24 protein-coding genes and 2 pseudogenes are annotated in these 25,201 nt (G+C 69.7%); 12 read left to right on the forward strand and 14 right to left on the reverse strand.

Annotated elements, in window-relative coordinates; all coding sequences use genetic code 11:
- Window positions 1-87: 87 nt before the first annotated feature.
- From H7J06_RS26845 to sucB, 5 genes are read right to left on the reverse strand one after another with little or no spacing between them, the layout of a single operon-like run.
- A complete protein-coding gene (locus H7J06_RS26845; RefSeq protein WP_264042442.1) occupies window positions 88-843 on the reverse strand; it encodes a DUF4191 domain-containing protein in 756 nt (251 codons plus the stop codon).
- 4 nt (window positions 844-847) lie between these two features.
- Window positions 848-1,792 (reverse strand): lipoyl synthase, encoded by a 945-nt coding sequence (lipA, locus tag H7J06_RS26850; protein ID WP_264042483.1) that lies wholly within the window; start codon window positions 1,790-1,792, stop codon window positions 848-850.
- A gap of 26 nt (window positions 1,793-1,818) precedes the next feature.
- The gene (lipB, locus tag H7J06_RS26855; RefSeq protein WP_264042443.1) at window positions 1,819-2,499 is read right to left on the reverse strand and encodes a lipoyl(octanoyl) transferase LipB; all 681 of its coding nucleotides are present in this window, start codon (window positions 2,497-2,499) and stop codon (window positions 1,819-1,821) included.
- A gap of 19 nt (window positions 2,500-2,518) precedes the next feature.
- Window positions 2,519-3,427 (reverse strand): TIGR01777 family oxidoreductase, encoded by a 909-nt coding sequence (locus H7J06_RS26860; RefSeq protein WP_264042444.1) that lies wholly within the window; start codon window positions 3,425-3,427, stop codon window positions 2,519-2,521.
- 5 nt (window positions 3,428-3,432) lie between these two features.
- Window positions 3,433-5,211 carry a 2-oxoglutarate dehydrogenase, E2 component, dihydrolipoamide succinyltransferase gene (gene sucB / locus H7J06_RS26865; RefSeq protein WP_264042445.1) on the reverse strand — a complete coding sequence of 593 codons (1,779 nt, stop codon included), beginning with the start codon at window positions 5,209-5,211 and terminating at the stop codon, window positions 3,433-3,435.
- A 145-nt stretch (window positions 5,212-5,356) separates the two neighbouring features.
- Between sucB and H7J06_RS26870 the strand changes: the two are divergent.
- Together H7J06_RS26870 and H7J06_RS26875 are read left to right on the forward strand one after the other, a co-directional pair.
- A pseudogene (locus H7J06_RS26870) lies at window positions 5,357-5,714 on the forward strand (oxidoreductase).
- Window positions 5,707-7,344, forward strand: coding sequence for an SDR family oxidoreductase (locus tag H7J06_RS26875; RefSeq protein ID WP_264042446.1), 1,638 nt, complete (start codon window positions 5,707-5,709; stop codon window positions 7,342-7,344). Before H7J06_RS26870 ends, H7J06_RS26875 begins: the two are co-directional and overlap by 8 nt.
- Window positions 7,345-7,355: 11 nt before the next feature.
- Here the strand turns inward: H7J06_RS26875 and H7J06_RS26880 are convergent, their stop codons facing one another.
- Both H7J06_RS26880 and H7J06_RS26885 read right to left on the reverse strand, forming a co-directional pair.
- Window positions 7,356-8,090, reverse strand: a complete 735-nt coding sequence (locus H7J06_RS26880; protein WP_264042447.1) for an SDR family oxidoreductase — start codon at window positions 8,088-8,090, stop codon at window positions 7,356-7,358.
- A 25-nt stretch (window positions 8,091-8,115) separates the two neighbouring features.
- The gene (locus H7J06_RS26885) at window positions 8,116-8,856 is read right to left on the reverse strand and encodes an SDR family oxidoreductase (protein WP_264042448.1); all 741 of its coding nucleotides are present in this window, start codon (window positions 8,854-8,856) and stop codon (window positions 8,116-8,118) included.
- Between the two features lie 133 nt (window positions 8,857-8,989).
- On the opposite strand from H7J06_RS26885, the gene H7J06_RS26890 reads away from it, so the two are divergent.
- Window positions 8,990-9,871 carry a LysR family transcriptional regulator gene (locus H7J06_RS26890; RefSeq protein WP_264042449.1) on the forward strand — a complete coding sequence of 294 codons (882 nt, stop codon included), beginning with the start codon at window positions 8,990-8,992 and terminating at the stop codon, window positions 9,869-9,871.
- A 4-nt stretch (window positions 9,872-9,875) separates the two neighbouring features.
- Here the strand turns inward: H7J06_RS26890 and H7J06_RS26895 are convergent, their stop codons facing one another.
- Complete coding sequence (locus H7J06_RS26895; RefSeq protein WP_264042450.1) at window positions 9,876-11,387, reverse strand: leucyl aminopeptidase; 1,512 nt, start codon at window positions 11,385-11,387, stop codon at window positions 9,876-9,878.
- 76 nt (window positions 11,388-11,463) lie between these two features.
- On the opposite strand from H7J06_RS26895, the gene gcvT reads away from it, so the two are divergent.
- Both gcvT and H7J06_RS26905 read left to right on the forward strand, forming a co-directional pair.
- A complete protein-coding gene (gene gcvT / locus H7J06_RS26900; protein WP_264042451.1) occupies window positions 11,464-12,561 on the forward strand; it encodes a glycine cleavage system aminomethyltransferase GcvT in 1,098 nt (365 codons plus the stop codon).
- Window positions 12,562-12,583: 22 nt separating this feature from the next.
- Complete coding sequence (locus tag H7J06_RS26905; RefSeq protein WP_264042452.1) at window positions 12,584-13,690, forward strand: branched-chain amino acid aminotransferase; 1,107 nt, start codon at window positions 12,584-12,586, stop codon at window positions 13,688-13,690.
- Window position 13,691: 1 nt separating this feature from the next.
- Here the strand turns inward: H7J06_RS26905 and H7J06_RS26910 are convergent, their stop codons facing one another.
- The 3 genes from H7J06_RS26910 to H7J06_RS26920 are packed head-to-tail and all read right to left on the reverse strand — an operon-like array spanning window position 13,692 to window position 15,631.
- Window positions 13,692-14,417: an adenosylcobinamide-GDP ribazoletransferase gene (locus H7J06_RS26910; protein WP_264042454.1), complete on the reverse strand. Its 726-nt coding sequence runs from the start codon at window positions 14,415-14,417 to the stop codon at window positions 13,692-13,694.
- Complete coding sequence (locus H7J06_RS26915; RefSeq protein WP_264042455.1) at window positions 14,414-14,947, reverse strand: bifunctional adenosylcobinamide kinase/adenosylcobinamide-phosphate guanylyltransferase; 534 nt, start codon at window positions 14,945-14,947, stop codon at window positions 14,414-14,416. Before H7J06_RS26915 ends, H7J06_RS26910 begins: the two co-directional genes overlap by 4 nt.
- A gap of 6 nt (window positions 14,948-14,953) precedes the next feature.
- Window positions 14,954-15,631 carry a DUF3043 domain-containing protein gene (locus H7J06_RS26920; protein ID WP_264042457.1) on the reverse strand — a complete coding sequence of 226 codons (678 nt, stop codon included), beginning with the start codon at window positions 15,629-15,631 and terminating at the stop codon, window positions 14,954-14,956.
- 89 nt (window positions 15,632-15,720) lie between these two features.
- On the opposite strand from H7J06_RS26920, the gene H7J06_RS26925 reads away from it, so the two are divergent.
- Together H7J06_RS26925 and H7J06_RS26930 are read left to right on the forward strand one after the other, a co-directional pair.
- Window positions 15,721-16,800 carry a glycerate kinase family protein gene (locus H7J06_RS26925; protein ID WP_264042459.1) on the forward strand — a complete coding sequence of 360 codons (1,080 nt, stop codon included), beginning with the start codon at window positions 15,721-15,723 and terminating at the stop codon, window positions 16,798-16,800.
- Between the two features lie 75 nt (window positions 16,801-16,875).
- Window positions 16,876-17,241, forward strand: coding sequence for a HesB/IscA family protein (locus H7J06_RS26930; protein ID WP_263998661.1), 366 nt, complete (start codon window positions 16,876-16,878; stop codon window positions 17,239-17,241).
- A gap of 21 nt (window positions 17,242-17,262) precedes the next feature.
- Here H7J06_RS26930 and H7J06_RS26935 read toward each other — a convergent pair whose 3' ends face one another.
- Window positions 17,263-17,820, reverse strand: a complete 558-nt coding sequence (locus tag H7J06_RS26935; RefSeq protein WP_264042460.1) for an Rv0361 family membrane protein — start codon at window positions 17,818-17,820, stop codon at window positions 17,263-17,265.
- Between the two features lie 151 nt (window positions 17,821-17,971).
- Between H7J06_RS26935 and H7J06_RS26940 the strand changes: the two genes are divergently transcribed.
- Window positions 17,972-18,946: a carbohydrate kinase family protein gene (locus H7J06_RS26940; protein WP_264042461.1), complete on the forward strand. Its 975-nt coding sequence runs from the start codon at window positions 17,972-17,974 to the stop codon at window positions 18,944-18,946.
- A 4-nt stretch (window positions 18,947-18,950) separates the two neighbouring features.
- Here the strand turns inward: H7J06_RS26940 and asnB are convergent, their stop codons facing one another.
- Window positions 18,951-20,894, reverse strand: a complete 1,944-nt coding sequence (gene asnB, locus H7J06_RS26945) for an asparagine synthase (glutamine-hydrolyzing) (RefSeq protein ID WP_264042462.1) — start codon at window positions 20,892-20,894, stop codon at window positions 18,951-18,953.
- Window positions 20,895-21,054: 160 nt separating this feature from the next.
- Here asnB and ctaC point away from each other — a divergent pair, with 160 nt between their 5' ends.
- From ctaC to H7J06_RS26965, 4 genes are all read left to right on the forward strand, one after another.
- A complete protein-coding gene (ctaC, locus tag H7J06_RS26950; protein WP_264042464.1) occupies window positions 21,055-22,086 on the forward strand; it encodes an aa3-type cytochrome oxidase subunit II in 1,032 nt (343 codons plus the stop codon).
- Window positions 22,087-22,098: 12 nt separating this feature from the next.
- Window positions 22,099-22,518 (forward strand): cytochrome c oxidase subunit 4, encoded by a 420-nt coding sequence (locus tag H7J06_RS26955; protein ID WP_264042465.1) that lies wholly within the window; start codon window positions 22,099-22,101, stop codon window positions 22,516-22,518.
- Between the two features lie 164 nt (window positions 22,519-22,682).
- Complete coding sequence (locus H7J06_RS26960) at window positions 22,683-23,528, forward strand: MmpS family transport accessory protein (protein WP_264042466.1); 846 nt, start codon at window positions 22,683-22,685, stop codon at window positions 23,526-23,528.
- A complete protein-coding gene (locus H7J06_RS26965) occupies window positions 23,528-24,178 on the forward strand; it encodes a DUF2561 family protein (RefSeq protein WP_264042467.1) in 651 nt (216 codons plus the stop codon). The genes H7J06_RS26960 and H7J06_RS26965 overlap by 1 nt, the downstream gene beginning before the upstream one ends.
- Before the next feature lie 336 nt (window positions 24,179-24,514).
- Here the strand turns inward: H7J06_RS26965 and H7J06_RS26970 are convergent.
- A pseudogene (locus H7J06_RS26970) lies at window positions 24,515-25,201 on the reverse strand (cytochrome bc1 complex cytochrome b subunit); the annotation flags it as partial.

Raw genomic sequence — 25,201 nt, forward strand, 5'->3', positions numbered from 1 at the left:
GGAATGCCGGCGTGCCTACTCCCGGACGGAGATTAGCTGGTGACCTTGAATGCGGGGCTCAATCGGGCCGACGGGTGTGTCGGTGCGCTACTTGCGCCGCACCGTTCGCTGTACACCGCGCATCTTGGCACCCGGAGGCAGCGGGCCCTTCGGCATGGCGGCCGGTCCCATGCGGGAGCCGAGCGCCGCCAGTCGGGACTCCAGTGAATCCATCTGCTTGGCCGTGATGTTGGCCGGCAACTTGGTGAGGTGGCGCTCCAGCTTCGACAGGGGCACCTCGCCCTCGCCGTTGCCGACGACGAAGTCGTAGATGGGGATGTCACCGATGAGCCGGGCGGTCTTCTTCTTCTCTTGCGCCAGCAGGGGTTTGACGCGCGTGGCCGATCCCTCGCCGACGAAGATCACGCCCGGGCGGCCGATCACGCGGTGCACGGCGTCGAAGTGTCCGGTGGCGGCGACGCCGGGGGTGACGCGCCACTTGCCCCGCAGGTTGTCCAGGGCCCACGCGGCCGCGCCGGTCTGTCCCTCGGCCTTGCGGTACACCGACTTCTGCGCGCGGCGCCCGAAGATGATGAACGCCACCAGGGCGCCCAGCACCACGCCGAGCGGGATCAGCGTGACGTAGGTGAACGTGTTGCCGACGAGGATGCCGATGACCACCGCGATCGCCACGATCAGCACGAACGCGCCGATCATGTAGGGGAGGAGTCGGGTGTCCTCCTTGCGTTGGATCTGGAATGCCTGCCAGAGCTGGCTCCGGCGCTCCTTGGATGCGGCCTTGCGGGCAGCCTTCGCCTCGGCCTTGGCGGCCTTGTCGGCAACGGGTTTGCGAGTCTTCGCCATCGGATCAGGATACGGGTGGCGTGTTATTCGTCCGCAGTTGCGCCGCCTGGGCGTACAACTTGCCCGCACGGTACGAGGATCGCACCAACGGACCCGCCAGCACTCCGGGGAAGCCCAGTTCCTCGGCGAACTTGCCGTGCTCGACGAACTCCTCGGGCTTGACCCACCGCTCCACCGGATGGTGGCGGGCGGAGGGGCGGAGGTACTGGGTGATGGTGATGATGTCGCAGCCCGCCTCGTGGAGGTCGACCAGCGCCGTCCGCACCTCCTCGGGGGTCTCGCCCATTCCGAGGATCAAGTTGCTCTTGGTCACCAGGCCGTAGTCGCGCGCCGCGGTGATCACCGCGAGGCTGCGCTCGTACTTGAAGGCGGGTCGAATGCGCTTGAAGATGCGCGGGACGGTTTCGACGTTGTGCGCCAACACTTCTGGTCGGGTCTCGAACACCGTCTCGAGTTGCTCGGGGATGGCGTTGAAGTCCGGGATGAGCAGTTCGACGCCGGTGTTCGGGTTGAGCGCCTTGATCTGACGCACCGTCTCGGCGTACAGCCACGCCCCACCGTCGGGCAGATCGTCGCGGGCCACCCCGGTGACGGTCGAGTACCGAAGGCCCATGGCCTGGACGCTCTCGGCCACCCGCCGGGGCTCGTCGCGGTCCAGCTCCGCCGGCTTGCCGGTGTCGATCTGGCAGAAGTCGCACCGCCGCGTGCACTGCTCACCGCCGATGAGGAACGTCGCCTCGCGGTCTTCCCAGCACTCGTAGATGTTGGGGCAGCCGGCCTCTTCGCAGACGGTGTGCAGACCTTCGCGCTTGACCAGGGCCTTGAGTTCCTTGTATTCCGGACCCGTCTTCAGCTTGGTCTTGATCCACGGTGGCTTGCGCTCGATGGGCGTCTCGGCGTTGCGCACCTCGAGGCGCAGCAGCTTGCGGCCGGTCGGCGAAACGGGCAGCTTGGCGATCTCGGACGGTTCGACGGTCACTTCGACAATGCTAGCGCTGGTCGACCGTCGAGGGCGTCGGGGACGGCCACGGCCACCACGGCGGCGACGTCGTCGACGGTCACCCGGTGGCCGAGCTCGGCGGTCAACGACGTGACACCCGCGTCGGAGATGCCGCACGGAACGATCGACGAGTACGCGGAGAGGTCGTTGTCACAGTTGACGGCGAAGCCGTGCAGCGTCGTCGCCCTGGCCACCCTGATGCCGATCGCGGCGACCTTGCGGGCGGGGCGAACGTCGTCGGCGGGGACCCACACGCCCGACCGGCCCTCGACGCGACCGGTCGGCAGGCCGAAGCTCGCGCACACCGCGATCAATGCGTCCTCCAGGCGGCGGACGAACTTCACCACGTCCAGCGGCTGGGCCAGGCCGACGATCGGGTAGCCGACCAGCTGACCGGGCCCGTGCCAGGTGATCTTCCCGCCGCGGTCGGTGTCGACCACCGGAACGTCGGAGGAGACGGGGCGCTCGTGCGGTTCGGTGCGTCGGCCCGCGGTGAAGACCGGGGGATGTTCGAGCAACAGCAGAGTGTCCGGACCACCGGCGAGCCGGGCGTCGGCCTGCTCACGCTGCAGCTGCCACGCCGCGAGGTAGTCGATCGAACCAAGTCGTCGCACCTCGACGTCGGTGTCCGCCAACCGGACCGATGCTGCGCCCATGGCCTTGACGCTACGCGTCTCAGGATGCCTTCGGTGCGGTGACGTAGCCCATCGCCTCGCCGATCGTGTGGTGGTGAAACTCGAAGCCAGCTCGTTCCAGGGCCGCCGGGATGGCCCGCTGCCCGCCGAGGAGACCCTCGTCGGCCAGCTCGCCGAGGACGGCACGCAAGGCGAACTTGGGCACCGCCAGCGGGGCCGGCCGGTGTAGCGCCCGCCCGAGCGCCGCGGTGAACTCGGCGTTCGTGACGGGCGCGGGCCCGGTGCCGTTGACGGGACCGGCGAGGTCGGGGTTCTCGATGGCGAACGTCAACGCCCGCACCTCGTCTTCGAGGGTGATCCAGGGCATGTACTGCCGGCCGCCGCCCAACCGTGCGCCCAGACCCACTCCGAAGAGTGGCTTGAGCCGCGCGACCACGCCGCCCGCAGGGGACAGCACCAGGCCGGTCCGCATCAGGACCACTCGCACGCCGGCGGCCGTGGCGGACTCCGTCGCCGCCTCCCAGTCCCGGCACAGACCGGCGAGGAAGCCCTTGCCCACGGGAGCCGACTCCTCGACGACGCGATCACGGGCGTCGCCGTAGTACCCGACCGCGCTGGAGTTGACCAGCACGGGGACGCCGGATTCGACGACCGCCCGGGACAGCACCTCGGTGGGGCCGATGCGGCTGTCGCGCAGGCTCTGCTTGAACGCACCCGACCACCGCTTGCCGGCGACGTTGACGCCGCACATGTTGACGACGGCGTCCGCGCCGCGCAACGCGCTCGCGTCGAACTGTCCGGTGTCCGGGTCCCAGAAGACCTCGTCGGCGGTGGACGGGGCACGCCGCACCAGCCGCAGCACCCGATGATCGGCGGCCCGAAGGGCCGACGTCAGCGCGGAACCGATCAGCCCCGAGGAGCCCGCGATCGCGATGACGGCATGTCGCACGAGGCCTACAGTCCGAGGTCGGCCTCGAACGCTCCCTCTTCGAGACGCCGTTTGACCGTCGTCAGGAAGCGGCCCGCGTCGGCCCCGTCGACCAGTCGGTGGTCGTAGGTCAGCGGCAGGTAGCACACCGACCGGACGCCGATGGACTCGTTGCCGTTCTCGTCGACCACGACGCGGGGACGCTTGACGATGGCACCGGTGCCCAGCATCGCCGCCTGCGGCGGCACCAGGATCGGGGTGTCGAACAACGCGCCCTGGCTGCCGATGTTGGTGATCGTGAACGTGCCGCCGGACAACTCGTCGGGCTTCAGGTTGCCCGAGCGCGCGCGTGCCGCGATGTCGGCGATCGCCCGCGCGAGCCCGCCGAGCGACAGGTCGCCCGCGTTCTTGACGACGGGGGACAGCAGACCCTGCTCGGTGTCTACGGCGAAGCCCAAGTGCTCGGCGTCGTAGTAGGTGATCTCCTTGGAGTCCTCGTCGTAGCTGGCGTTGACGTTCGGGTGCGCCTTCAGCGCGTCGATCACCGCGACGGCGAAGAACGGCAGGTACGTGAGGTTGACGCCCTCGCGCTCCTGGAAGGTCGCCTTGGCGCGCGCCCGCAACGCCACGATCTTGGTCAGGTCGACCTCGTGCGTCTGCGTCAGCTGTGCCGTCGTCTGCAGGGACTCGCGCGTCTTCTTGGCGGTGATCTGCCGGATGCGGTTGGCCTTCTGCGTGGTGCCGCGCAGGTGCGACAGCGCGGGTGCGGCGGCGGGTGCCTTGGCCGCCGGGGCGTCGGCGGCGGGCGCCGTGGGAGCCGCGCTTGGCTCAGGTGCCTTCTTCGCCTCCGCGGCGGCGAGCACGTCCTGCTTGCGGATGCGGCCGCCGACACCGGTGCCCTTGACCGAGGACAGGTCGACGCCGTTCTCTCCTGCCAGCTTGCGGACCAGCGGCGTCACGTACGGACTGCCGTCGGACGCGGGTGCCTCGGCGGCGGGGGCGGCCTTGGGTTCGGGCTTCGGCTCGGGCTTGGGCTTGGGCTCGGGCTTGGGTTCGGGCTTCGGCTCGGGCTTGGGTTCCGGCTTGGCTTCCTCGGCCTTGGGCTCTGGCTCCGGCTCGGGCTCCTCGGCCTTGGGCGCGGGCTCTGGTTCCGGTTCGGGCTCCTCGGCCTTGGGCGCGGCGTCACCGATCTTCGCCAGTTCGCCGCCGACGGCGACGGTGTCGTCCTCCTCGGCGGTGATCGACAGCAGCGTGCCTGCGACCGGCGACGGAATCTCGGTGTCCACCTTGTCGGTGGACACCTCGACCAGGGCGTCGTCGACCTCGACGCTGTCGCCGACCTTCTTCAGCCAGCGGGTGACGGTGCCCTCGGTGACGGACTCGCCCAGCTCGGGCATCACGACCGAGGTGGACTTGCCGCCACCACTGCTCTTCGCTGCGGCCGGCTCGTCCTTGGGTTCTTCCTTGGCCTCGGGCTCTGGCTCGGGTTCCGGCTCTGGCTCGGGCTCTGGTTCCGGCTCGGACTTCTCCTCGTCGGCGGGAGCGCTCTCGCCACCGTCGCCTTCGTCGGCGTCGCCGATCGTGCCGAGGTCGCCACCGACCTCGACGGTGTCATCCTCGTTGGCGATGATCTTGGTCAGTACGCCTGCGGCCGGTGACGGGATCTCGGTGTCGACCTTGTCGGTGGACACTTCGAGCAAGGGCTCGTCGACCTCGACGGTGTCGCCTTCTTGCTTCAGCCATCTCGTGACGGTCCCCTCGGTGACGCTCTCACCGAGTGCGGGCATCTGGACGGTGATGGCCATGTGATGTGACTCCTCGAACGGTCGCTCGTAACGGTCGAAAATGCTCGCTGCCCATCCTGTCACGTCCTGGCCCGGCGGTCGCCGCAGACCGGCCGAGTTGCTCCTCTGGCACCATTGAAGGCCTGATTCAGGGAGTGAGGTCCAGTTGGGACTGTTCGATTCGTTCCGCCGACGCGGCTCAAAGGGGGCTCCCGACGGTCGAGACCCCGCGGCCGACCTCACGTACCTCCGACGGTGGGTGGCCGAGCATCAGGGCGTGGAGGCGTTCGTCGAACCCAAGACCACCGTCACGGAGGTGACGGTGGTGCTGGTGGCTCGCCGACGGGGAGTGGACGCGACGCCGGGCCGGCGGGGACAAGGGCGCCCGCCGCCTCAGCGACAAGCTGAACATCCCGGTCTACGACGTGCAAAAGGTCGGCTATCCGCAGCGCATGCGCGACTTCGACGCGCGTCGGCGCATCGAACGCCAGCGCGAACTCAGACGGGAACTCGAGGATGGCTGACGGGACCGCCCACACCGTCACCGCACCCGACGGCGTCCGGATCGCCGTGTACGAACGGGGCAACCCGGACGGACCGACGATCGTCATGGTGCACGGCTCGCCCGACTCGCACGTGGTGTGGGACGGCGTGGTCGCACTGCTCGAGGATCGCTACCGCGTCATCCGCTACGACAACCGTGGCGCCGGAAGGTCCGACGTGCCCTCGCGTCGCTCGGCCTATGCCGTGGCACGCTTCGCCGACGACTTCCACGCCGTGGTCGGCGCGCTGAGCCCGGACGGGCCCGTCCATGTGCTGGCACACGGCTGGGGATCGGTCGGCGTGTGGGAGTACCTCGCGCGACGCGCCGACGCCGACCGCGTCGCCTCGTTCACCTCGATCTCCGGCCCGAGCGCCGACCACCTGAACCGCTTCGTCGTCGGCGGCCTGACGCGGCCCTACGCGCCGCGCCGGTTCGCCAGGGCGCTGACGCAGTTGCTACTGCTGACCTACCTGGCCGCTCGCTCCGTGGCGGCTCCCGTCGTGCGCGCCAACGTCGGCGCGTCCCTGGCCCACGCCCGGCCGGATCACCGCGTCGGCGTGCCCGTCCAGCTCGTCGTCGCCACCAACGACCCGTTCGTCCGCCACTACGTGTACGACGAGACCCCCACCTGGGCGTCCCGGTTGTGGCGCCGCGACGTCGCCGCCGGCCACCGGGTGCAGCTGTCGCATCCCCGGACGGTGGCCGACGCGGTCGCGGAGTTCGTCGACCACGTTCAGGGCGGCGCACCCGCCCGCGCCCTGTTGCGGGCCCAGGTCGGCAGGGCGCGTGACACCTTCGGTGACTCGCTGGTCTCGGTGACCGGGGCGGGCAGCGGCATCGGCCGCGCGACGGCGCTGGCCTTTGCCGAGCGCGGCGCCGAGATCGTGGTCAGCGACGTCGACGAGGACAGCGTTGCCGAGACGGCGGCGCTGATCGCCGCCCGCGGCGGCGTGGCGCACCACTACGTGTTGGACGTCTCCGACGCCGATGCCGTCGAGGCGTTCGCCGAGCGCGTCTGCACCGCGTACGGCGTCCCCGACGTGGTGGTGAACAACGCCGGGATCGGCCACGCCGGGTCGTTCCTCGACACTCCCGCCGAGCAGTGGGACCGCGTGCTCGAGGTGAACCTCGGCGGCGTGGTCAACGGCTGCCGGGCGTTCGCCAGCCGGCTCGTCGAACGCGGCACGGGTGGCCACGTGGTGAACGTGTCGTCGATGGCCGCCTACGCGCCGCTGCAAGCCATGAACGCCTACTGCACGTCCAAGGCGGCGGTGTACATGTTCTCGGACTGCCTGCGCGCCGAACTCGACGCCGCCGGCGTCGGCCTCACCACCATCTGCCCCGGGGTGATCGACACCAACATCGTGCGCACCACCCGGTTCGACGCCCCGGCGGGCCGCGGGGGCCATGTGGCGGGTCGCCGCAAACAGCTCGAGGTGTTGTTCGCCGCGCGGCGCTACGGCCCCGACAAGGTTGCCAAGGCCATCGTGTCGTCGGTCGCCAAGAACACGGCGATCCGCCCGGTCGCGCCCGAGGCGTACCTGCTCTACGGCACCTCGAGGATTGCGCCGCAGGTGCTGCGCAGCACCGCGCGCGGATCGGTGATGTAACCCCGGCGCCCTTAGAGCTGGGACGCACCGCCGTCGACGGTCAGCTCCGCGCCGGTGGTGTAGGTGGCGTCGAAGGCCAGGAAGACGATGGCCTTCGCCACCTCGTCGGGTTCGCCGAGGCGTCGCATCGGGTTCTGGGCTCGTTGCGCGGCGAGGAATTCGCTCGCCGCCTCGGCGGGCATGGACCGTTCGAGGATGCCGGTGTCGACCGGGCCGGGGGAGACGGCGTTGACCCGAATCCCTCGGTCGACCAGTTCCGCGGCGAACGTGCGGGTCATCGATCGCAGGGCGGCCTTGGTTGCGGAGTACACGCTCGTCGCCGCGATGCCCTTGCGGTTGGCGATCGACGTCGTCACCACCACCGCACTGCCGGGCGGCATCAGCGGGACGAACCGCTGCAGGGTGAAGAACGGTGCCCTGGTGTTGAGGGCGAACAGGTCGTCGTACTGCTCGCCGGTGGTGTCGGAGATCGTGGCGCCCACCGTCGCTCCGGCGTTGAGCACGAGCAGGTCGACGCCGCCGAACGCGGCGGCCGCCCGGTCGGCGAGGCCGTCGACGTCGGCGGCATCGCGCCGGTCGACGAGCGCCCGTGGCCCGAGGGCGGCCGTGGCGGCCGCCAGCGACGCGGGGGTCCGGCCGGTCGCCATGACCCGGGCCCCACCCGCGTCCAACAATTTGGCGGTGGCGAGGCCGATGCCGCTGGTGCCGCCGGTGATGACGACGCGCTTGCCGTCGTAGTCTGGCATGTGAATTCCTTTCTCGTACAACGTCTTAGAGCTGTGAGTCGCCGCCGTCGACGACGAGTTCGACGCCTGCGACGAACGTCGCGTCGAAGGCCAGGAAGGCCACCGCAGGCGCGAACTCGTCCGGGTGGCCGAAGCGTCGCATCGGGTTGCTCGCGGTGAACGCGGCCTTGATCTCGGCGGCCCTCTCGGGCACTTCCTTCTCCAACTTGCCGGTGTCGATCGAGCCGGGGCTGACGGCGTTCACCCGGATGCCCCGCGGCAGCAACTCCCGGCTCAGCGTGCGGGCCATCGACCGCAGCGCCGCCTTGCTCGCCGCGTAGACGCTGACCGCGTCCCACCCGGTCTGGTTGGCCGTCGACGTCGTCAGCACCACGCCACTGCCCTCGGCCAGCAACGGCGCCAGCTTCTGCACCGTGAAGAACGGGCCCTTCGCGTTGATCGCGAACACCTCGTCGAAGGTCTGCTCGGTCACCGCGTCGAACGGGTCGAAGCTGCCGATGCCCGCGTTGACCACCAGCGCGTCGACCGTGCCGAACTCGGCGCGCACCCGCTCGGCCAACGCGTCGATCTCCGTCAGCGAACTGGTGTCACTGCGCACGGCGACCGCCCCGCCGCCCAGTTGCCCCGCCGCGTCGTCCAGCGTCTCCTGGGTTCGTCCCGTGACGAGAACGCGCGCGCCCTCGTCGACCAGATGCCGGGCCGCGGCCAGCCCGAGGCCGCTGCTGCCGCCGGTGATCACTGCCGTCTTGCCGTCGTATCTGCCCATGCCAAGGAGTCTTCGGCCCGCGTGGCAGGGCTGTCCAAGACCCGTTCGGCACCGCGTCATGCCGAAACGGCATGGCGGCGTCGGAATAGCCGAGGTCGGCGGCCGGGTTGAACCCGCCCGTGAGGACTCCCCGGTGAACGACTTCGGAACCGACCTCGAACTGCGGCTGGTGCGGTACTTCACCGTCGTGGCCGAGCAGTTGAACTTCGGCCGGGCGGCGGCCGAATTGCACCTGGCCCAACCGGCCCTGAGCCGTCAGATCCAGCGTCTGGAGAACCGGCTCGGCGTGCCGCTGTTCGACCGCACGCCTCGGGGCACCCGGCTCACCGAGGCGGGCGCGGCGTTCCTCCCCGAGGCGCAGGCCCTGCTGCGTGCCGCGCGCCGGGCCGCTCTGACCGCCCGCGCCCATGCGCCGGCGGGCAACGTCGTCGTCGGCTACGTCGAGGATCTGGTCGTCACCCCGGCCATCCGCGACCTGCGGCGCCGCCACCCTCACGCGACGATCGGCACCCGCCACCTCGAGTGCCACGACGGGGCGATGCTCGCCGAGGGCCGGGTGGACGTGCTGGTCACCCGCGCGCCACTGCCGCATCCGGCGGACGACGTGCACGTCACCGTGCTGTACGAGGAGCCGCGGATGCTGGTACTCCCCGCCGACCACCGGCTGGCCGGTCGGGCATCGGTGTCACTGCAGGACTTCGCCGGTGGCCTCACCGTCTACTGCTCCCACGGCGCACCGCGCTCGATCTACCCGACCGACGCCGCTTCGGTCCCGGAGGGCCCCGTCGTCGTGAGCTTCGAGGACAGACTAGAACTCGTCGCCAGCGGCCTGGCAGTGGCCGTCGTCCCGGTCGGTGACCGGCGCAGCTCGCTGCGGGCCGACCTGGCGTCCGTCCCGATCGAGGACGTGCCCGCCAGCGAGGTCGTCGTCGTCACCCGGATCGGGGACGCGAACCCACTGGTCGCCGAGTTCGTCCAGGCCGCCCAGGCCCACCTGGTGCCGCTGGCGGCCTAGCCCGTCAGCCGTTCTTCGCGATGTCCTCGAGGACGGCGAACATCGTGCGCGTCGGCACGCCGGTGCCGCCCTTGCCGGTGTAGCCCCACGGGCCGCCGGTGTTGTACGCCGGAGCGGCCACGTCGATGTGGGCCCACTGCACACCGTCGGCGACGAACTCGCGAAGGTAGACACCCGCGACCAACATGCCGGCGTACCGGGAACCACTGACGTTCGCCAGGTCGGCGACGGTGGACTTGAGGTCGTCCTTCAACTCGTCGGGCAGCGGCATCGCCCAGCCGTTCTCCCCGACGGCCTGCGACAGCGCGGCCACGCGGTCGCGGAACTCGTCGTTGCCCATCACCCCTGGGGTGCGGGCGCCGAGCGCGACCGTCTGCGCACCGGTCAGCGTCGAGGTCTCGATGAGGTAGTCGGGCCCGTCCTCGCAGGCCCGCACGATCGCGTCGGCCAGGATCAGCCGGCCCTCGGCGTCGGTGTTGAGCACCTCGACGGTGATGCCGCCGTACTGGGTGAGCACGTCGCCCGGGCGCTGCGCACTGGCCGAGGGCATGTTCTCGGCCATCGGCACCGTCGCCACGACGTCGATCGGCAGGCCCTGCTTGGCGGCCAGCACCACCGTCGCGATCACGGCGGCCGCACCGCCCATGTCGGAGGTCATGTGGTGCATGTTCGCGGCCGGCTTGATCGAGATGCCGCCGGTGTCGAAGGTGATGCCCTTGCCGACCAGGGCGACCTTCTTGGGCTTGCGCCCCTTGCCGCCGTCGTGAATCAGCCGGACCAGGCGCGGCGGCCGCGTCGAACCCTTGCCGACGCCGACGATGCCGCCGTAGCCGCCCTTCTCGAGGGCCTTCTCGTCGAGCACCTCGACCCGCAGGCCGACCGACTCGCCGAGAGCCCTTGCGCGCTTGGCGAATTCGTCGGGGAACAGATGACTCGGCGGAGTGTTGACCAGGTCGCGCGCCGTCGCGACGGCGGTGGCCACGTCGGTCCCGCGGACGGCGTCGGCCTTGGCGCCCTTCGCCGTCGACAGCACCGTGATCTTGGCCAGGCCCGGCTCCTTGGGGGCGGTCTTGCCGCTGCGGAAGTCGGTGAAGCGGTACGCGCCGAGGACGAGGCCCTCGACCGTCGCCGCCACGTCGAGCTCGGAGAGCGTGGTCACGACGCTCTCGACGCCGCTCAACGCCCGCGCCGCCACCCCGGCCGCCCGCCGGATCGCGTCGGCCGACCATTCGTCGCGGGACTTGCCGAGACCGACCGCCAACACGCTGGCGACCGGCAGTGACGGAGCCACCACCCGCGTCGTCTGCTCACTGCCGCCCTTGGCGCCGAGCGCGGTCAGCGCCACTTCGATCTCGCCGACGGCCTCGGCGTCGAGGAAGGGGTTGGGGACCACGCGGGCCCGATCGTCGTCGCCGGTGACGACGGGCACGATCAGCACCGCCGCGCCGATGCCGCGTTTGGGCAGGCCGGTGGAGACGGTGACGGTGGGGGACTGGTAGCCGGGTGAAGTGCTCACGGAAGTCACCCTAGCGGCGGGGCATTGGGTCCGGCGGGCAGGAGCGAAGCGACCCGGGGGGATAAAGTCACTCGCCGTGAGTGACAACCTGCTGAAGGGCCCGCTGGAGGACCGCCATCGCGAGTTGGGGGCGAGCTTCGCCGAATTCGGGGGCTGGCTGATGCCCGTGTCCTACGCGGGCACCGTCAGCGAGCACAACGCCACCCGCAACGCCGTCGGCCTCTTCGACGTCAGCCACCTCGGCAAGGCCCTGGTGGTGGGGCCGGGCGCCGCGGAGTACGTCAACTCCGCCCTGACCAACGACCTCCGCCGGATCGGCGCGGGCAAGGCCCAATACACGTTGTGCTGCAACGACTCCGGTGGCGTGATCGACGATCTGATCGCCTACTACGTGTCCGACGACGAGGTGTTCCTGGTGCCGAACGCGTCCAACACCGCCGCGGTCGTCGCGGCCCTGCAGGCCAAGGCGCCGGCCGGGCTGACCATCACCGACGAGCACCGGTCCTTCGCGGTGCTCGCCGTCCAGGGCCCGAAGTCGGCCGAGGTGCTCGCCGCGCTGGGACTGCCCACCGACATGGACTACATGGGGTATGCGGACGCCGAGTACGGCGGGGTGCCCGTGCGGGTGTGCCGCACCGGGTACACCGGCGAGCACGGCTACGAACTGCTCCCCGAATGGGACCGCGCCGCGGTCGTGTTCGACGCGCTGGTGGAGGCCGTCGCGGCGGCCGGCGGCGAACCGGCCGGACTCGGCGCCCGCGACACGCTGCGCACCGAGATGGGTTACCCGCTGCACGGCCACGAACTGTCGCTGGACATCTCACCCCTGCAGGCCCGCTGCGGCTGGGCCATCGGGTGGAAGAAGGACGCGTTCTGGGGTCGGGAGGCATTGCTCGAGGAGAAGCAGGCCGGCCCGCGCCGGGTGCTCCGCGGGCTCAAGGCGCTCGGACGCGGCGTGCTCCGGGCGGACATGACGGTGCTCGACGGCGACCGCCCGGTGGGCGTCACCACCTCGGGAACCTTCTCTCCGACATTGAAACTCGGCATCGCCCTGGCCCTGATCGACGCGGACGCCGGCATCGCCGACGGACAACGGGTGGCGGTCGACGTCCGGGGCCGGGCCCTGGACTGCGAGGTCGTCGCACCGCCGTTCGTGGAGGCGAAAACTCGGTAGTCACGGGTTATACAATCGGCACATGACTGACGGTCCCCTCGACTTCACGCTTGCCCGCAACGCGCACCCGGCAAGCGACGAAGTACGGACCGGAATTCTGGCCGACCCCGGCTTCGGCGGGTACTTCACCGACCACATGGTGAGCATCGAATACGGCGAGGGCCGTGGCTGGCACGACGCCAAGGTGCTGCCGTACGGGCCCATCCAACTCGACCCGTCCGCGGTGGTGCTGCACTACGCCCAGGAAGTGTTCGAAGGCCTGAAGGCCTACCGGTGGGTCGACGGTTCCATCGTGTCGTTCCGGCCGGAGGCCAACGCCGCCCGACTGCGCACCTCCGCGCGGCGGCTGGCCATCCCCGAACTTCCCGAGGAGGTGTTCCTCGAGTCGCTGCGGCAGCTGATCGCCGTCGACGGTGACTGGGTGCCCGCCGCGGGCGGCGAGGAGTCGCTGTACCTGCGTCCGTTCATCTTCGCGACCGAGCCGGGCCTCGGCGTGCGGCCGGCCGTCGAATACCGGTACATGGTCATCGCCTCGCCCGCAGGCGCGTACTTCAAGGGTGGCCTCAAGCCGGTGTCGGTGTGGCTGTCGACGGAGTACGTCCGGGCCAGCCCCGGCGGCACCGGCGCGGCGAAGTTCGGCGGCAACTACGCCGCGTCACTCCTCGCCCAGGCCGAGGCGACGCACCACGGCTGCGACCAGGTGGTGTGGCTCGACGCGCTCGAACGGCGCTACGTCGAGGAGATGGGCGGGATGAACCTGTTCTTCGTCTTCGGCAGCGGCGGCACCGCGCGTCTCGTGACCCCCGAACTCAGCGGCTCGCTGCTGCCGGGCATCACGCGAGACTCGTTGCTGCAGTTGGCATCCGACGCCGGGTACTCCGTCGAGGAACGCAAGATCGACGTCGACGAGTGGCAGAAGAAGGCCGCCGCGGGGGAGATCACCGAGGTGTTCGCCTGTGGCACCGCCGCGGTCATCACCCCGGTCTCGCACGTGAAGTCCGGCGACGGCGAGTTCACCATCGCCGACGGCGAACCGGGCGAGGTCACGATGGCGCTACGCGACACCCTGACCGGCATTCAGCGCGGCACGTTCGCCGACACCCACGACTGGATGACCCGACTCGGCTGACTCAGCCGACCGCCAGTCCCAACGCGGCGACCGTGGTCGTCAACTCGACGCACGCACCGAGCACGTCACCGGTGATGCCGCCGAACCGTCGCACGCAGTGCGCCACCAGCACCGCGGTGATCGACAGGGCGACCACCACTGCGACCGGGCCCTGCCACGGCCGGACGGTGGCCGCCGACGCACCCGCGGCGAGCACGGCGACCCACGCGGCGGCCACCCAACCCGGCTGGGTGCCCGCCACCAGCGCGGCCAAAGTGCCGCCCGGTGCCGCGGGAACACCGCGGCGGCAGGCCAAGACCACCGCCACCCGGCCCGCCACCACCGCCACGACGATCGCGACCGGGTCGAGCATCGTGAACGTCAAGCCCTGGACCACGACCGCGACGACGATCGCCGCGACGCCGAACGGACCGGCGGGACCGTCGCGCATGACGGCCAGCGCCCGCTCGGGCGGTCCGTAGCAGCCCAGCCCGTCGACGGTGTCGGCGAAGCCGTCGACGTGCAAACCCCGAGTCGCCAGCAGCAGGACCGTCACCACGGCCATGCCGTTCAACGGGTTCCCGGTTCCGAACGCCTGCGCCGCCAGCCACGCTGCGGCGGCGGCCATCGCGCCGAGCACCACCCCGACCACCGGCAGCGCGGTCAGGGCGCCCCGGCCGAAGGGCTGTCGGGTGCGGACCGGCAGGACGGTGCTGAACGCGAAAGCCGATGCGACGGAACCGATCACGTGGGGGACTGCTCCTTGACCGTCAGCGGCTGCCCGGCGATCACCAGGACCACCCGGTCACACGTCGCCGCGAGGCGCTGGTTGAGCGTGCCCAACGCGTCGGCGAACCGACGGCCGGATTCGGTCGCGGGCACCACCGTCAGCCCGACCTCCGGGCTGACCAGTGCGAGCGGCCCCCGGAACGCCTCGACCGCGTCGGCCAGGTCGTCGACGTCGGGTGTGACGACACCACCGGTCCACGCGCTTCGGCGATCCATCGCGGCCACCAGCCAGCCGCCGACGTCGTCGACCAGGGTGGGCACGTCGGGATCGGTGCGCAAAAGCGTTGCGACGTCGGTACTTTCGACCGTCGACCAACGATCGTCACGGCGTTGCCGATGGGAAGCGACCCGGGCTGCCCAGTCGGGATCGTCTGAGACGGCGCCGGTGGCCACGTAGCGGATGGGTGCCGCCGAGGCGGCCAGGGCGATCACCGCCTCCGCCCACTGCGACTTGCCGGACCGGATGCCACCGAGCGCGAGGACGCGCACGCCGAATCAGGCGATCTTGGCGCCGCGCTCGACCTGGGGGCGGGGTGCCCGCATGCGGCGCAGCTGAGACGCCCGACTGGCGGCGTAGAAGCCCAACTTCCAACCACTTTCGGTGTTGTCGGGGAACTTGGCGTCGACGGCCTTGTTGACCCGACGGCCGATCAGCAACCCGTCGACCACCATGACGACCACCAGGCCGAGCATGACGAACTGCACGTAGTACTGGATTTGGACCGACGGCAGCGACAGCATCACGAAGACCAGAGCGAGCGCAGCCGGCATGAACAGCCCCAGCAGGTTGCGCCGGGCGTCGACGACGTCGCGGGCGTAGCGGCGCAGCGGGCCCTTGTCGCGGGGCAGCAGGTACGAGTCCTCGCCCGACATCATCTTCTCGCGACGTTCGGCCAGCGCCGCGCGGCGCACCAGCTTGTCGGCCTTGCGCTCTTCCTTGCTCATCGTCTGCTTGGCGGCCTTCTTGCGCTTGCGCGCCTCGGCCGACGTCATCGGGGCCGGGGCGACCGGGCCGCGACTGCGGGTCTGGTTGCGCTTGGGCGTGGGCCGGCCCTTCGGGGCCGTCACACGCGCCCTGGCCTCCTGCTCGGCCACGGACATCCCGGCTACGGAGGAGGACGCGTCGCTCTCCTCGGATGGGGGATTGTCCTTCTTGCGACCCAGCAGATTCACGCCTCCCAGGTTACTGACATCCTGGCGGGCACCGACATGCACCTCCGATCTGCCGCGTCGCCGAGACCCATTCGCCTTACCCTTCGGGGGTGACGATCCCCGACCTACACGTCCTCATCGCCCCGGACTGCTACGGCGACAGCCTCACCGCCGTCGAAGCCGCCGAGGCCATCGCCACCGGCTGGCGGCGCGGCCGGCCGGGGGATCAGTTGACGCTGGCGCCGCAGTCCGACGGCGGCCCCGGATTCGTCGACGTGCTGGCCAACCGCTTCGGCGGCCGCCGGTCGGCCCAGGTCAGCGGTCCGCTGTCCGCCCAGGTGACCGCCGAGTGGGTGTACGACGCCGACTCGGCGACCGCCTACGTCGAGTGCGCGCAGGCGTGCGGGTTGGCCATCCTCGGCGGACCGCCCACCGTCCACACCGCGGTCGAGGCGCACAGTCGCGGCGTCGGCCAGCTGGTCGACGCCGCCCTGGCCGCCGGTGCCGTCCGCATCGTCGTCGGGTTGGGCGGCAGCGCCTGCACCGATGGCGGACGCGGCCTGGTCGACGCGCTCGGCGGCATCGAGGACGCCGTGACCCGGCTGGCCGGGGTGGACCTGGTCGCCGCCACCGACGTGGAGCACCCGCTGCTGGGGCCAAGGGGTGCGGCCCACGTCTTCGGCCCGCAGAAGGGCGCCGATCCCGCCACCGTCGACCTGCTCGAGGACCGGATGACCGCGTGGGCCGACGTCCTCGAGGCGGGCACCGGTCGCACCGTGCGCGACGAGCCCGGCGCGGGTGCGGCCGGCGGTCTGGGAGCGGCGCTACTGGCCCTGGGGGGCCGGCGGGAGTCGGGTGCCGCCGTCATCGCCGAACACACCGACCTCGCCGGCGACGTCGCCGCCGCCGACGTGATCGTCACCGGCGAGGGCCGATTCGACGACCAGTCGTTGCACGGCAAGGTGGTCAGCGCCCTGGCCGCGGGAGCCCGGCACGCCCAGGTGCTGGTGCTGGCCGGCCAGGTCACCCTCGACGACGCCGCCCTCGCGGGAGCGGGCATCGTCGCCGCACACTCGATCACCGACTTCGCAGGTTCGGTCCAGGTCGCGATGGACGACGCTGCGCGACAGCTCACCGGGCTCGCCGAATGGACGTCGTCGCGGTGGGCCGCCGCCACGGGTCGGGAATAGCGTCCCGGCAAGGTACCGTTGAGATATCCGACGCATGACAATCCCCTCGGAAAAGATTGGTACAAGGGAGACGGAATGACTGTTCAGGACGAGTCGACTACGACTACCACCGCCGCCCACGGCGCCATCCTCACCGACGCCGCCGCGGCCAAGGCCAAGTCGCTGCTGGACCAGGAGGGCCGCGACGACCTGAATCTGCGCATCGCGGTCCAGCCCGGCGGTTGCGCAGGTCTGCGCTACGAGCTCGCCTTCGACGACCGCTCGCTCGACGGCGACTTGAACGTCGACTTCGGCGGCGTCACGCTGACCGTCGACCGGATGAGCGCTCCGTACCTTCAGGGTGCGACGATCGACTTCGTCGACAGCATCGAGAAGACGGGCTTCACGATCGACAACCCGAACGCCGGCGGTTCCTGCGCCTGCGGCGACTCCTTCAACTGAGTCCCCGCCGCGCGACGCCGACTAGAACTGGCCGGCGTTGCGCGGCAGATACGAACACACCAGGATCGTCCGGTCCTGGATGAGCAGCTGGGCGATGCCCTGGCGCTCGACCTCGCCTTGGTTGCGCCCCGCCGGGGTCGCCCGCATCGTGAACAGCACCTGAGACTGCGTGGGTGACCACGTGACGATCTTGTCGATCGAGGTCACCTTCACCTGGCCGTACTGCCGACGGAACGCGTCGCTGGTCAGGTTGGCGAGCGTCATGTCGGAGCGGCGGTCGGTGACCGCGTCGTAGAACCCGCACGAATTGTTTCGGGCCACGGTCTCGTCGTCGCCGCGGGACAGCGCGTCTAGATAACCCTGAATTGCCGTCGTGGCCGAGGCGTCGGTCACCGTCACGGCGTCGCCGCCGCGGCGGCCGGCAACCACGATGACCGCCACGACCGCGGCGATCAGCGCCACGACCACCACCCCGAGGACCACGACGCGCCTGCGGCGGCGTGGCGACGGATAGTTCACCGGAGGCGGCAACGTGCCCGGATACGCCGACGGCACCGCGCCCGGGTAGGGCGGCCGCATCCCAGTCGGTGCAAACCGTTGCTGGGGCGTCGATTCCGGGTATGGGGACTCGGGGTACGGGATTGGGCCGGCCATGACGTTGTTAGGCTAGCGCACCGACCTGCGAGTTAGTCTTAGGTAGCGCGTTTAACCAAATGAAGGGCAACGCTTCGTGACGATTGTGGTGACCGGATCCATTGCGACCGACCATCTGATGAAGTTCCCCGGCAAGTTCTCCGAACAACTGCTGGCCGACCACCTGCAGAAGGTGTCGCTGAGCTTCCTGGTCGACGACCTCGTCCTGCATCGCGGCGGCGTGGCCGGCAACATGGCGTTCGCCATCGGCGTCCTCGGCGGTGACGTCGCCCTCGTCGGCGCGGCGGGCAAGGACTTCGACGAATACCGGGCCTGGCTCGACGAACACGGCGTCGACTGCTCCAACGTCCTGATCTCCGAGAGTGCCTACACCGCGCGGTTCGTCTGCACCACCGACGAGGACATGGCCCAGATCGCCTCCTTCTACCCGGGCGCGATGTCGGAGTCCCGCAACATCAAGCTCGCCGACGTCGCGAAGAAGGCCGGCGAGATCGACCTCGTCATCGTCGGAGCCAACGATCCCGAGGCGATGTTCCTGCACACCGAGGAGTGCCGCGCGCTCGGACTGGCCTTTGCGGCCGATCCGTCCCAGCAGCTGGCTCGCCTCTCGGGTGAGGAGATCCGCAAGCTCATCGACGGTGCGACGTACCTGTTCACCAACGACTACGAGTGGGATCTGCTGCTGCAGAAGTCGGGCTGGAGCGAGGCCGAGGTGATGAACCAGATCGGGCTGCGCGTGACCACGCTTGGCCCGAAGGGCGTCGACCTGGTGTCCTCGGACGGCACGTTCGTCCACGTCGACGTCGTGCCCGAGACCCATCAGGCCGACCCGACCGGCATCGGCGACGCGTTCCGGGCCGGCTTCCTCACCGGCCGTGCCGCCGGGCTCAGCCTGGAGCGCTCGGCCCAGCTGGCCTCGCTCGTCGCGGTGCTGGTGCTCGAGGCGACCGGACCGCAGGAGTGGACCTGGGACCGCGACGCCGCGGTCGAGCGACTCTCGGCGGCCTACGGCCCCGAAGCCGGCCAGGAAATCGGCGCCACGCTGGCCTGAGTGCCTACAGCTGCACCGGATACGTCGGTTCGGCGATCTGAGGCACCACGCTGTGCTCGACGAAGATCGCGTGCCACAGCATGAAGATCAACACCGTCCACAGCCGTCGGCTGTGATCGGCCGCGCCGGTCCGGTGTTCGTCGAGCATCCGGCCCACCGCGGCCTTGTCGACCAAGCCGTCGGTCTGCGACGACGCGAGCGTCGCGTGGGCCCAGTCGAGGAGTTCACCGGACCGTAGCCAGTGCCGGATGGGCACCGGGAAGCCAAGCTTCGCCCGGTTCAGCACGTGCGCAGGCACGATCGGTTCCAGCGCGCGACGCAGGGCGTACTTCGTGGTGGTTCGGGTGATCTTCTGGTCGAACGGGAGGCGCGAGGCCACCTCGAACACCTCGGGGTCCAGAAACGGCACCCGCAGTTCCAGCGAGTTCGCCATCGTCATCTTGTCGGCCTTGACCAGGATGTCGCCGCGCAGCCAGGTGAAGAGGTCGACGTACTGCATCCGGGCGACCGGGTCCCAGCCCTCGGACTGCGCGTACAGGGGAGCGGTCACGTCGGTGTGCGTCCACTCCGGCCGAAAGCCCGGCAGCACCGCCCGCAGTTGAGCGTCGGAGAAGCTCCTGGCGTTGCCGTAGTACCGCTCCTCGAGCGTCAGCGACCCGCGGTGCAGCAGACTCTTGCCGCGCATGCCGTCGGGCAGCGGCCGCGACGCCTTGCCCAGCGTGCGGCGCAGGCGGCCGGGCACGTAGTCGAATGCCTTGAGCGACAACGGTTCCCGATAGATCGTGTACCCGCCGAACAGCTCGTCGGCACCCTCGCCGGACAACACCACCTTGACGTGCTTGCGGGCCTCGCGGGCGATGAAGAACAACGGCACCAGGGCGGGGTCGGCGACCGGCTCGTCCAGGTACCAGACGATCTCGGGCAACGCGGCGACGAACTCGGCCTGGCTGACGACCTTGGCGACGTGCCGGGCGCCGATCGCCTCCGCCGAGGCCACGGCGACGTCGATCTCGGAGAAGCCCTCCCGTTCGAAGCCCGTGGTGAAGGTGATCAAGCGGGGGTTGTGGCGCATCGCCAGTGCGGCGATGGCCGTCGAGTCGATGCCCCCGGAGAGGAACGCGCCCACCGTGACGTCGGCACGCATGTGCTTGGCCACCGAGTCCTCCAGGACCGCGGTGATCTCGTCGTACCGGCTCTGCTCGGCGCCCGCGACGAACGGCACCGCCGAGAAACGGGGCACGAAGTAGCGGGTCACCTCGGGCGCGTGCCCCGGACGGATGCGGGCGTAGCTGCCCGACTCCAGCCGACGGATGCCGCGGTGCAACGTCTCGGGTTCGGGCACGTACTGCAGCACCGTGTAGTGCTGCACGGCGCGCTCGTCCACCTCGAGGTCGACACCGGCGACCGGTGCCAGGTCCAGGAGTGACTTCTTCTCGCTGCCGACGATGGTGCCGCCGCTGCCGGTCGCCATGAACAGCGGCTTGATGCCGAACGGGTCGCGGGCGCAGAACAGCTCCTCGTCCTTGGCGTCCCACAGCGCGAAGGCGAACATGCCGCGCAGCCGGTTCAGCGCCTCGGTGCCCCAGTGGTGATAGGCGGCGACGATCGCCTCGCCGTCACCGTCGGTGGCGAACTCGACGCCGTGGCGCGCCGACAACTCCTCCCGTAGTTCGAGGTAGTTGTAGATCTCACCGTTGAACACCAGCCGGTACCGGTCGGGCTGCTCGGGGGGACCCCACGTCAGCGGCTGATGGCTGTGGGCGATGTCGATGATCGACAGCCGGTTGAAGCCCAGCACAACGGTGGGGTCGGAGTCGTCGTCAGCCCAGGTCCCCGGCTCGTCCGGCCCGCGGTGACGCATGAGGTGGGTGGCGCCGGACACCGCGTCGACCAGCCCGGGGGACGGGTCTGCGGACGGGTTGCGTAGATAGGCCAGCAGTCCGCACATCGCGCCAGTATGCCGAATCGCCACGGGTCACGGAACCGACACCCCGGTCGCTTCGCTCCGGGCCACAGTGACATCCCCCGGTCGCTTCGCTCCTGCCCAACGGTGTGGTCTACGCTGCGTAGTATTCGCCTGGTTTCACCCACTTCTAGGAGGCACCGACGTGACCGCACGCGGGTTCCGGTTGGTGGCGTTGTCGGTAGTTCTCGGTGGGACTTCGCTCCTGCTCAGCGGCTGCAGCTGGTCTGAGGCAATCGGCCTCGGCTGGCCCAACGGCATCACGCCCGAGGCCAAGCTCAACCGAGAGCTCTGGATCGCCTGCGTCATCGCAGCGCTGGTCGTCGGCGCCATCGTCTACGTCATGTTGTTCTGGACGAGCGTCTTCCATCGCAAGAAGAAGACCGACACCGACATGCCGCGCCAGTTCGGCTACAACATGCCACTGGAACTGGTGTTGACCGTCGTGCCGTTCCTCATCATCTCGGTGCTCTTCTACTTCACCGTGGTGGTGCAGGAGAAGATGCTGCACAAGGATCCCAACCCCGAGGTCGTCATCGACGTCACGGCGTTCCAGTGGAACTGGAAGTTCGGATACCAGAAGATCGCGTTCAAGGACGGCACCCTCAGTTACGACGGCGCCGACGCGGAGCGCAAGGCTGCCATGGTGTCCAAGCCCGAGGGCGTCGACGAGCACGGCGAGGAACTCGTCGGCCCGATCAAGGGACTCAACCCCGAGGATCGCACCTACCTGAACTTCGACAAGGTCGAGACCACCGGCACCAGCAACGAAATCCCGATCCTGGTGCTGCCGAAGGGCAAGCGCATCGAGTTCCAGATCGCCTCCGCCGACGTCATCCACGGCTTCTGGGTGCCGGAGTTCCTGTTCAAGCGCGACGTCATGCCTGACCCGAAGGCCAACAACTCCGACAACGTCTTCCAGGTCAGCGAGATCCAGGAGACCGGAGCGTTCGTCGGGCGCTGCACCGAGATGTGCGGCACGTACCACTCGATGATGAACTTCGAGGTGCGGGTCGTGGAGCCCAACGTGTTCAAGGCGTACCTCCAATACCGCATCGACCATCCCAACGGAACCAACGCCGACGCACTCGGTGCGGTGGGCCTGCCCGAGCTGGCGGTCACCACGCATCCGTTCGAGTCGCGCCGCGGCGAGCAGGTTCCGCTGGCGAGCAAGTAGGGACGACGACTCATGCACATCGAAGCGAGACTGTTCGAGTTCCTCACCGCGTTCTTCGCGGTCTGCGCCGTCGGCTACGGCGTACTGACCGGGATCTACGCCAATGGCGGCATCGAGTGGGCGGGCACCACGGCGTTGGTCCTCACCACCGGTCTGTCACTGATCATCGGCACGTTCTTCCGGTTCGTCGCACGGCGCCTGGACACCCGGCCCGAAGACTACGAAGACGCCGAGATCTCCGACGGCGCAGGGGAGTTGGGCTTCTACAGCCCCAGCAGCTGGTGGCCCCTTCTCATCGCCCTGTCGGCGTCGGTGACGGCCGTGTCGGTCGCACTGTGGTTGCCATGGTTGATCGTCGCGGGCGTGTGCATGGTGTTGGCGTCGGCCGCCGGCCTCGTGTTCGAGTACTACACCGGTCCCGAGAAGCACTGACCCCACACGGCTCAAGGTCACGATAGAGGCCCCAGTTGGCCGATGTGTCGTGCCGCCGAAGCCGTCGGGGCGTCGCGTTCGGTAAGGTTGCCGAGGCACGACCACCAGTCACGACCCCGACGCTGACGTCGCGCCACCCGGGCAGTCGAAAAGGACAGGCGTAGATGAGCGGGCCGAATCCCCCAGAGTCGGATTCTCCAGGATCGAATTCACTGGGGCCGGACGAACCGGCTCGGGAGTCGCCGAAGACGGGCGAAACCGAGATCTACTCGCGGGCGTACTCCGCGCCGGAATCCGAGCAGTTCACCAGCGCACCGTACGTGCCACCGGACTCCGCGCTGTACGACTACGACTCCTTCGACCCGAAGACCGAGGACGACGACGCGACCCCGCCCCGCTGGCCCTGGGTGGTCGGGGTGGTCGCCATCGTCGCCGCGATCTCGCTGGTGGTCTCGGTTGCCGTTCTGGTCACGCGGACCGACAGCGAGACGCTCGCCAACCCGGAGACCAGCACGACGACGTCGGTGCCCCCGGTTCAGGACGAGATCACCACCACGACGCCTCCGCCCCCGCCGCCTCCTCCGCCGTCCACCACCGAGGAACCGCCACCGCCGCCTCCCGAGACGATCACCGTCACCCAGGAGCCGCCGCCGCCGCCCCCGCCGGCGGTCGAGGCACCGCCCGCACCGCCACCGGCCGAGACGGCACCGCCGCCGGCCACCTCCGCCGCCCCGGCAGGCCCGCGGTTCATCACCTACACCGTGACGGGAACCAAGGCGCCGCTGGACCGCATCTCGGTGACCTACACCGATGCGTCCGGCCGACAGCGCACCCAGCAGAACGTCTACATCCCCTGGTCGTTGACCGTCACGCCGATCTCGATGTCGGAGTTCGGCTCGGTGCAGGCGTCGAGCCTGCTACGACTGAGCAAGTTGAACTGTCAGATCACTACTAGCGACGGGCAGACCATCGCCTCACAGCAGAACAACGACTGGCAGACGAGCTGCTGATGACCACTGACGTGGAAGGTGGGGCCGCGCCCCCGCGTCCCCGCCCGGGCACACCGGACCGGACGGATCGCATTCTGATCGTCGCCGCCGTCGCGCTGTGGCTGACCGCCCTGGGCGCCGGGGTGGCGGCCGTCGTCGCACTCGTCGACCTCGCCAGCGCCCACGCCTCCGGTGCGGGGAAGTCGGACACGCCGTGGCTGCTGTACACCGTCATCGGTGTCTCGGCGCTGGTGATCGTCGGCGCAATCCCGTTGCTGCTGAAGGCTAGGCAGTCGGCGGTGGCCAGTGTCCCGTCGCGCACCGATGCGCCGGAGGACGCCACGGCCCGTGAGACGCCGTCGGTGGCGCAGCGGTTACAGCCGTTCGGTGCGCCGGTGCTCCGGCGATACTCCACGCCGCCGGCCGGACACCGGGTTGGCTTCCCGACCGCCGCGGTCGAACAGATCTGGCTGCGCTGCACCGCCTCCATCGCGGCCGCCATGGGCGCTGCCGCCACGGCGATCGGCGTGGCCACCTATCTCATGGCCTCCGAGCACGAGACGGCGTCCTGGATCGTGTACGCCGTCGCCGGCGTGATCACCGTCGCCATGGTCGCGGTGCCGTTCACCTTCCTGCGTCAGCTCCACGGCGTCCTCGAGTCGGCCCACTAGCCCGTTCGGCGGTGGGGGAGCGGGGGCATCCGCTCGGTCCGCCGAGTGTGTGGGTTGTGACCGCGAAGTGCGGGTGGCGACGTACACGAGCCTCACGGTCGGCGACGAATATGGCTGTCACACATACGAACACCGCCCCTCGGGGTGGGGGAGTGGGGCCGGGACGGACACTCGATCGGGACCGTCGGGCGCCGAGTGTGTGGGTTGTGACCTAGAAGTGCGGGTGGCGACGTACACGAGCCCCACGGTCGGCGACGAATATGGCTGTCACACATACGAACACCGCCCCGACTTTCGTCGGGGCGGTGTTCGTTGATGGTGCGGATGCGGACCCGGTCAGTGATCTCCGTTGGAGCCGTGGCCGTTGGAGCCGTGCCCGTTGCTGCCGTGTCCATTGCTGCTGCCGTTGCCGTTGACGCCCTGGCGTTGTTTGAGGGCGGTGATGGCGCGGTGTTCGGCGGCGTGCGCGGCCTCTACGAGGGCGGCCTGTTCGCCTTCGGGGTCGGGGTAGAGGAAGTTGCCCGTGCCCGGCGCGCCGGCCGAACCCAGCTTGTTCATCTTCTTGGGCAGCGGGGCGCCCTGGTACTCCAGCGGGATGGGGTGGCCGTGCTCGTCGACCGGACCCAACGGCTGGTGCAGCTCGACGTAGGCGCCGTGCGGCAGCCGCTTGAGGATGCCCGTCTCGATGCCGTGCTCGAGGACCGCGCGGTCGCTGCGCTGCAGGCTGATCGCCCACCGGTAGGTGATGTAGTAGACGATGGCGGGCAGTACGACCATCCCGATCCGACCGATCCACGTCGTCGCGTTCAGCGAGATGTGGAACTTCAGCGCGATGATGTCGTTCATGCAGGCGAAGGTGAGCACGATGTACAGGGCGATGGCCATCGCGCCGATCGCGGTGCGCACCGGGGCGTCCCGGGGACGTTGCAGCAGGTTGTGGTGCGCGGTGTCCTTGGAGAACCGCTTCTCCAGGAACGGGTACACGGTCAGCAGGATGAAGACGAGTCCCATCAACAACGCCAC

Source organism: Mycolicibacterium hodleri, from assembly GCF_025822245.1.
In the GTDB taxonomy this organism is placed as follows: Bacteria; Actinomycetota; Actinomycetes; order Mycobacteriales; family Mycobacteriaceae; genus Mycobacterium; species Mycobacterium hodleri.

What these genes read in the sequence shown, in the direction of transcription:
- H7J06_RS26845 (WP_264042442.1), bottom strand. Translation starts at nt 843, where the DNA reads ATGGCGAAGACTCGCAAACCCGTTGCCGACAAGGCCGCCAAGGCCGAG.
- lipB (WP_264042443.1), bottom strand. Translation starts at nt 2,499, where the DNA reads ATGGGCGCAGCATCGGTCCGGTTGGCGGACACCGACGTCGAGGTGCGA.
- sucB (WP_264042445.1), bottom strand. Translation starts at nt 5,211, where the DNA reads ATGGCCATCACCGTCCAGATGCCCGCACTCGGTGAGAGCGTCACCGAG.
- H7J06_RS26875 (WP_264042446.1), top strand. Translation starts at nt 5,707, where the DNA reads ATGGCTGACGGGACCGCCCACACCGTCACCGCACCCGACGGCGTCCGG.
- H7J06_RS26880 (WP_264042447.1), bottom strand. Translation starts at nt 8,090, where the DNA reads ATGCCAGACTACGACGGCAAGCGCGTCGTCATCACCGGCGGCACCAGC.
- H7J06_RS26885 (WP_264042448.1), bottom strand. Translation starts at nt 8,856, where the DNA reads ATGGGCAGATACGACGGCAAGACGGCAGTGATCACCGGCGGCAGCAGC.
- H7J06_RS26905 (WP_264042452.1), top strand. Translation starts at nt 12,584, where the DNA reads ATGACTGACGGTCCCCTCGACTTCACGCTTGCCCGCAACGCGCACCCG.
- H7J06_RS26930 (WP_263998661.1), top strand. Translation starts at nt 16,876, where the DNA reads ATGACTGTTCAGGACGAGTCGACTACGACTACCACCGCCGCCCACGGC.
- H7J06_RS26935 (WP_264042460.1), bottom strand. Translation starts at nt 17,820, where the DNA reads ATGCGGCCGCCCTACCCGGGCGCGGTGCCGTCGGCGTATCCGGGCACG.
- asnB (WP_264042462.1), bottom strand. Translation starts at nt 20,894, where the DNA reads ATGTGCGGACTGCTGGCCTATCTACGCAACCCGTCCGCAGACCCGTCC.
- H7J06_RS26955 (WP_264042465.1), top strand. Translation starts at nt 22,099, where the DNA reads ATGCACATCGAAGCGAGACTGTTCGAGTTCCTCACCGCGTTCTTCGCG.
- H7J06_RS26960 (WP_264042466.1), top strand. Translation starts at nt 22,683, where the DNA reads ATGAGCGGGCCGAATCCCCCAGAGTCGGATTCTCCAGGATCGAATTCA.
- H7J06_RS26965 (WP_264042467.1), top strand. Translation starts at nt 23,528, where the DNA reads ATGACCACTGACGTGGAAGGTGGGGCCGCGCCCCCGCGTCCCCGCCCG.